The organism is Phormidium pseudopriestleyi FRX01, assembly GCF_017313335.1.
Lineage (GTDB): Bacteria > Cyanobacteriota > Cyanobacteriia > Cyanobacteriales > Laspinemataceae > Laspinema > Laspinema pseudopriestleyi.
Genome location: NZ_JAFLQW010000314.1, coordinates 1 through 5,902, shown reverse-complemented (window position 1 = coordinate 5,902; position 5,902 = coordinate 1). Strand labels below are relative to the sequence as shown.

7 protein-coding genes are annotated in these 5,902 nt (G+C 45.1%); 4 read left to right on the top strand and 3 right to left on the bottom strand.

Going from position 1 to position 5,902, the window contains the following annotated elements; all coding sequences use genetic code 11:
* Positions 1-771, bottom strand: a 771-nt coding sequence (locus J0895_RS11770) for a BsaWI family type II restriction enzyme (protein ID WP_207088279.1), incomplete at its 3' end; no start/stop codon positions are given.
* A 266-nt stretch (positions 772-1,037) separates the two neighbouring features.
* Here J0895_RS11770 and J0895_RS11765 point away from each other — a divergent pair.
* The 4 genes from J0895_RS11765 to J0895_RS11750 are packed head-to-tail and all read left to right on the top strand — an operon-like array spanning position 1,038 to position 3,059.
* Positions 1,038-1,910, top strand: a complete 873-nt coding sequence (locus J0895_RS11765) for an urease accessory protein UreD (RefSeq protein ID WP_207088278.1) — start codon at positions 1,038-1,040, stop codon at positions 1,908-1,910.
* A gap of 10 nt (positions 1,911-1,920) precedes the next feature.
* Positions 1,921-2,223, top strand: coding sequence for an urease subunit gamma (ureA, locus tag J0895_RS11760; RefSeq protein WP_207088277.1), 303 nt, complete (start codon positions 1,921-1,923; stop codon positions 2,221-2,223).
* 43 nt (positions 2,224-2,266) lie between these two features.
* Complete coding sequence (locus J0895_RS11755; protein WP_207088280.1) at positions 2,267-2,578, top strand: urease subunit beta; 312 nt, start codon at positions 2,267-2,269, stop codon at positions 2,576-2,578.
* 31 nt (positions 2,579-2,609) lie between these two features.
* Positions 2,610-3,059, top strand: coding sequence for an NAD(P)/FAD-dependent oxidoreductase (locus J0895_RS11750; protein WP_340643495.1), 450 nt, complete (start codon positions 2,610-2,612; stop codon positions 3,057-3,059).
* Positions 3,060-3,171: 112 nt separating this feature from the next.
* Here the strand turns inward: J0895_RS11750 and J0895_RS11745 are convergent, their stop codons facing one another.
* The gene (locus J0895_RS11745; RefSeq protein WP_207088276.1) at positions 3,172-3,492 is read right to left on the bottom strand and encodes an STAS domain-containing protein; all 321 of its coding nucleotides are present in this window, start codon (positions 3,490-3,492) and stop codon (positions 3,172-3,174) included.
* Positions 3,493-4,163: 671 nt separating this feature from the next.
* Positions 4,164-5,444, bottom strand: a complete 1,281-nt coding sequence (locus J0895_RS11740; RefSeq protein ID WP_207088275.1) for a C40 family peptidase — start codon at positions 5,442-5,444, stop codon at positions 4,164-4,166.
* Between the last annotated feature and the right edge of the window lie 458 nt (positions 5,445-5,902).

Sequence of the window (5,902 nt, the reverse complement as noted above, 5' to 3'; positions counted from 1 at the left end):
TTTTCCACTTGAGGTTATTTGGGGCGAGGGAACAGTCCGAGTATTATAACTAAAACAAGCACTAAAATCTCCATGTTCTTCAACATAGCGACGCTTGTCACTGGGATTGTTCGGTGAACCCAGCTCTCCGCGATTAATTAAATCTCCCCGAGGAGGGGGGAAGGATTTAACATCTAAGGTCGATAAGAGACTCAGAAACCCATATTGCATCATAATTCGACTTGCCGGAATATCATCGGATACTCTTTCAGCCAAGCTAACTTTGGCGTGAATGCCACTGATGATGCCATATCCGTTCGGTAATAGTCCTCTACTTTCACCGTGCTTTTCAATGGCTATATCAATTTTACTAGATCCGACTAAATGGGAAATTCCCATGCGCTCTAATGTCTCTTTTTTGTCTTGTTTTGCAAATAAAGGCGTTAACTTGATGCCGTGATTACTTAAAATGGGATTATACTTTTGGGATAATGCTAACTCAAACGCTTCACCGGAAGTTCTCACCCAACTTTGTTCGGGATTTGTTCCCTGCTTATTGCGGAGGTAAATTCGGTACAGGACATGATGCCACAGGTCCGAGGGATTTTCATTCGGACAAAGGCTCCATGCAAATAAAAAAGCATCGGCGATCGCATCTCTTGACTTGACCTTGGGGGCGTTTATTTTAGGAATAAAATAGGCTTCAATGGCCTCATAATCTTGTTGAGTCGTATGGGGAAGATCTACCGTATATGTACCCAAGGTACTGCCGAAATCAATCGATAATTGCACAGGGCTTTTTCCGGATATATTTATTAGGGGTTAGGGGTTGTCTAAACTCGGGCAACTCACTCCAGAAGGGAGATCCACTGTGCAAGCAGTCCTGATGGTGGGTCAGGTTTCGCAAAGTTCTCCACCCCCGATTTAGGTGCGGTACAGCATCCGAATACCCTACTTCGAGGGTTCGGGAAAATCCGGGCTGTGCAGAGAGATTAGGCAAACATACTATTATATTGAGGGGCGGTTATTTTGTCAATTGTTGGAAACACAAGCAAATCATGAATCAACCTATTCAAAACCGGACTGAAAATCAACCCGTTAAAGGATGGCATGGCAGCTTAGAATTAGCCTACGCTCAATCTGGAACAGCGACCCAGATGGTATCGTCTAAGGCGACAGCACCTCTAAAGATTCAGCGACCCTTTTATCCAGAAGGGGAAGGGGTTTGTCATAGTGTTATTTTGCATACTGCCGGGGGAATTGTGGGCGGTGATTCCTTGGGGCAATCGATTCATCTCCAGGCGAATACTCATGCGTTAATTACGACAGCAGCGGCAGCTAAAATTTATCGGAGTATAGGAGAAGTTGCAAGACAAACTATTCATATTCAAGTGGATTCTGGCGCTTATTGTGAATGGCTTCCCCAGGAAACTATTATTTTTAATGGCGCAATCTATCGCCAAAATTTACGCATTGAATTAGCACTAAATGCCCGGGTTTTGTTGTGGGAAATTAACCGATTTGGACGGAGTGCCAGGGGGGAAACTTTTGTCCAGGGAGAGTGGCGATCGCAGACGGAAATTTGGCAAGAGGGTAGTCCCCTCTGGATCGATCGCCAACATCTCAAGGGGAGTGAGTCCGCAGTTGCCTCGGACCATGCTTTAGCGGGTTTCCCCATTGTGGCGACTCTAGCCTGGATTGGGGACCCGGTGACGCCGGAACTGGTTCAGGAAGCGCGATCGCTGTGGGAAGGGCGTTCAAGTTCCTCCCAGGGCGAAGCTGGCGTCACCAGGCTCACTCACGGATTATTATGTCGATATCGTGGATCTTCGACCCCAGAAGTGCGAAACTGGTTTAGCGAAGTTTGGCAACTCCTGCGCCTGAGTTTTATAGGCCGTCCGAGTTGTCCTCCCCGTGTTTGGCCGATTTGAAGGAATTATTATGCAACTGTCTCCCCAAGAAAAAGACAAATTATTGATTTTTACCGCAGCATTAGTTGCCGAACGCCGTAAAAATCGGGGCTTACTTTTAAATTATCCTGAAGCGGTTGCCTATATTTCCGCTGCTATTTTAGAAGGGGCGAGAGATGGGAGAACGGTTGCCGATTTGATGAGCTATGGTGCAACGTTACTCACCCGCGAGGAGGTGATGGAAGGCATACCAGAAATGGTGGCAGAAGTGCAGGTGGAAGCGACTTTTCCCGATGGCACAAAATTGGTAACGGTTCACAATCCGATTCGGTAAATTAAACCCATTTAATCTGAAATATTATAGGTAAGAGGTGATGATGATTCCCGGAGAAATTATTGTTAAAACTGGAGAAATTGAATTGAATGCAGGACGAAAAACTGTCCGGTTGCAGGTGGCAAATGCTGGCGATCGCCCGATTCAAGTTGGCTCACATTTTCATTTTTTCGAGGTCAATGAAGCGTTGAGTTTTGAGCGGGATGCCGCCCGAGGAATGCACCTGGATATTCCGGCAGGAACTGCGGTGCGGTTTGAACCGGGAGATGAGCGAGAGGTAACATTAGTTCCCTTTGTCGGCAGTCGTCAGGTATATGGCTTTAATGGTCAAATTAATGGACCCTTGGATTCATAAGGCAAAAAGTCTGTAACCGTCACTACTACCATTGTTAAAAATTTCTTTGAAAGGGGATTTGGCGCATTTTGCTCATCAAGATGGCAAACCTTTACCCGGGGTTGCGCCGGTGGCGATGCAGCAAGGGGAATATGTGGCAAAGGTGATTCAACACCGCTTCAAACAGAAGGAATATCCGCCCTTTCATTATGTGGATTTTGGCAGTTTAGCGGTGATTGGACGTCATGCGGCGGTTGTGGATTTAGGATTTATGCAATTTTCTGGGTTTATTGCATGGCTATTTTGGGTGTTTGTGCATATTTACTTTTTGATTGAATTTGACAACAAATTAATAGTGATGATTCAGTGGTGTTGGAACTATTTTACTCGCAAACGAGGGGCGCGATTAATTACTGGAGAAGAGGCAAAAATGTTAATTGAAATTGATGGCCGAGGGGACTATCATCTCCCGGAACTGGAAAAAGAAACCCTGGAAGTTTAAGCTGGAAACTCCATCGGATGGCGAGGGAGGAGAAGTGGGGGGAATGACCCTAAAGTAAAGGCGATCGCAATATCACCTTGAGACAGCCTTAAGAAGGGCGATCGCCAACTTTTCAAAAGACAATTTTATGCACAACTCCCATTGGTTCCTCGTCATCAGATAAAATATCTAAAAGCCTATCTAATTCGGTAATTTCCAGCAGATACATCACCGATCCTTTCAGGTTACACAAGCTTAAACTGCGGCCTGTTTTTTTAGCGAGTTGGTTGGCGGTGATTAATGCCATTAATCCGGAATGACTCACCGTCGTGACTTCCCCTAAATCAATGAACCAGCGATTATATTTTTCCCAGGCTAAACGAGCAATATTTTGTTGAAGCATCGCCGCTGCTTTTAAGTCTAAATTCCCTTGGGGCTGAATAACCACGTTCATATCAAATTTCCTCTGTTGATCGGTGTGAATCTTTAGGATCGGCGAGAGAGTGTGGGTTAACCACCTTTTCTACTCTGCGTAAAAATACGAATGATTTCCCCTGACTTATCATCAATATCCGTGATTTTGCGGTGATGTTGTGTGATGCAGAAACCTAGAAACAGCGATCGTTTGGCAGAACTGCGGTGATTCAAATCACTGACAAGTTGCGGATACTCACATAATAGATGCTGAAATCCCAGCCTAGCAAGCCATTGCCGGGAGGAAACTCTGGGGATCCTTGAATAAGTCAGAATTTCCTCACAATACAAGTAATCTGACGAAATTTAAAAATTCTTTCGAGGATTTCATCGGTTGATATGGGCGTTCTCTGGGTGGTTGTATGCAGGGCTTCCCTGTAAGTCATAGTTGTTTAGAAAAACTCTACAGTTTCAAGTATGAAGTTTCTTGAAGAGGGAGGTGGCGATCGCCAGCATACAAAACCCATGAAGTTGATCAAGTCATCTCAGAGATCTCGATCATTGACATTTACAAATGAAGGAGGTAATCCTCAAATGAGGGGGTTAACCCCCCACTTGATTGGGTGAGTGCAAAAAGTGTGAACTCCTGGCGGTTTTCATAAACCTTTGAATACCGGATTCCGGATCAGTCCCTGCCAAAAAGTTACCGGATTAGGAGGGAAGGCGCAGGGTGCGATCGCCGATGGGAATTGGCGGTACTCGTCCTCCCCCAAAATAAATCCGCTGAAAATAGCGATCGTACTGAGTCCCATTTCTGAGGCGATTAATTTTCACCCCACTGTAACCGCCTCGGGGAGTCGAATGAATGAATTGGGAATTGCCAATATAAATCCCCACATGAGTCGCTAATCGCCGATTTTCACTGAAAAAAACTAAATCCCCCGGTTGTAATTCATTCAAGTTTTGCAACGTTTCACCCACAGGTTGAGAGTAGAGTTGTTGTTGATAGGCATCGCGGGGTAAGTAAAAATTTCCCTCTCGAAAAACCGTCTGGACGAATCCGCTACAGTCGAGACGATCGCCGACGGTTCCTCCCCATAAATAGCGACCCCCTCCATATTTTTGCTGGGGCATAAATTGTTTGGCAAGTTGAATCAAGGGAGTTTTATCGGCGATTAGTTGGGGAGAAATTACCTGGGTATTTGACAATTGCAGGGTGCGACTATCCGGTAAGCTGATGGTAATTTTATCCCCGGAAGTTTCTTGGGGAATTAAGGGGAGGCGGGTTCCTAAATAGAGGGTTTGGGGTTGGGAAATCGTCTCGGTGAGTTGTATTTTTGGGGCATTGATCCAAGCATCAAAGGTCGGGCGATCGCATTCCAGCAAATCTTGCCGTTGAATCCAAGCCAGATATCCATCATCTTCAATTCTGACTCGGGCAAATTTGCGGTCAGGACTATAGTCTAATAGCTTAACAGCCGTTCCCATCCGCACTTGGGTGGCTAAGTCTTGAATTTCTAGGGTCGGTTTGGTATAGAGATTGCTAAAGGCTTTGACCGTAATGCCATAATCTAAATCAATATCAGAATAGGGAAAAATGGCTAAATGGGATTCCGCCCCATTGGGGAAACTTTCGGCAGCTAATCCTTCGATTAAGTCTCGTTCCTGGGCCGTTAAAACTTTTCCTGTCAAAACCGGAATATTGCCACTAGAACTAATGCTAACATCAAAGACTGTATCTCGGTTAATCCGAGCATAAGGTTCCAATCGGGTAATCGTCCCTGACTGTTGAGGAGAAATATCAAAAAAGACTTGGCGGCGATGGAGTTGCTGTTTTAAAAGCCGTTCCATCTGCGGGTTTAATCGATTCACAAAGGTTTGGATATCGGCGGGAACTGCCTGTCCGGGACTCGATAAACTGACGATGAGTAAAAAGGTTAAGAATCCGACAAAAAAAGACGCAATTTTGAGCGAAAATCGAGGGAGTTTCATGATAATATCGGGGTTTCGTCTGCGGCAATAGAGGTCAAATGCCTAGCTTTTGTTTCAAGCCCTAATTCAGAAATCCGGATAGTCCAGTTCTGAGTCTGATGGGAGTTGCCTCCCCTAGAAATAAATTAGTTTGACTCGCTGGGGTATTTTTTTGGAGTCTCTAATCTTGAATAATTATCTGAAAATTGTTCCCGGGAAATATCAGCCCGTGGCGGGTAATTTTTCCTTTGAAGTTTATCAGTTTTTGGATCCGAATAAAGTTGCGGTGACCTGAATAGCGAGTGATGAGAATCGGCTGAAGGTTTATTATTTAGCCATGTCAAGGTGGTAAATTTAATGACAAAAAATCGTTGTTTCATGTAGGGGTTTGGTCTCCAAACCCTCTGATCTGATGTAGGGGTTTGGTCTCCAAACCCTCTGATGTAGGGGTTTGGAGACCAAACCCTCTTGATGGCTCA

What these genes read in the sequence shown, in the direction of transcription:
- J0895_RS11755 (WP_207088280.1), top strand. Translation starts at nt 2,267, where the DNA reads ATGATTCCCGGAGAAATTATTGTTAAAACTGGAGAAATTGAATTGAAT.
- J0895_RS11745 (WP_207088276.1), bottom strand. Translation starts at nt 3,492, where the DNA reads ATGAACGTGGTTATTCAGCCCCAAGGGAATTTAGACTTAAAAGCAGCG.
- J0895_RS11740 (WP_207088275.1), bottom strand. Translation starts at nt 5,444, where the DNA reads ATGAAACTCCCTCGATTTTCGCTCAAAATTGCGTCTTTTTTTGTCGGA.
- ureA (WP_207088277.1), top strand. Translation starts at nt 1,921, where the DNA reads ATGCAACTGTCTCCCCAAGAAAAAGACAAATTATTGATTTTTACCGCA.
- J0895_RS11765 (WP_207088278.1), top strand. Translation starts at nt 1,038, where the DNA reads ATGAATCAACCTATTCAAAACCGGACTGAAAATCAACCCGTTAAAGGA.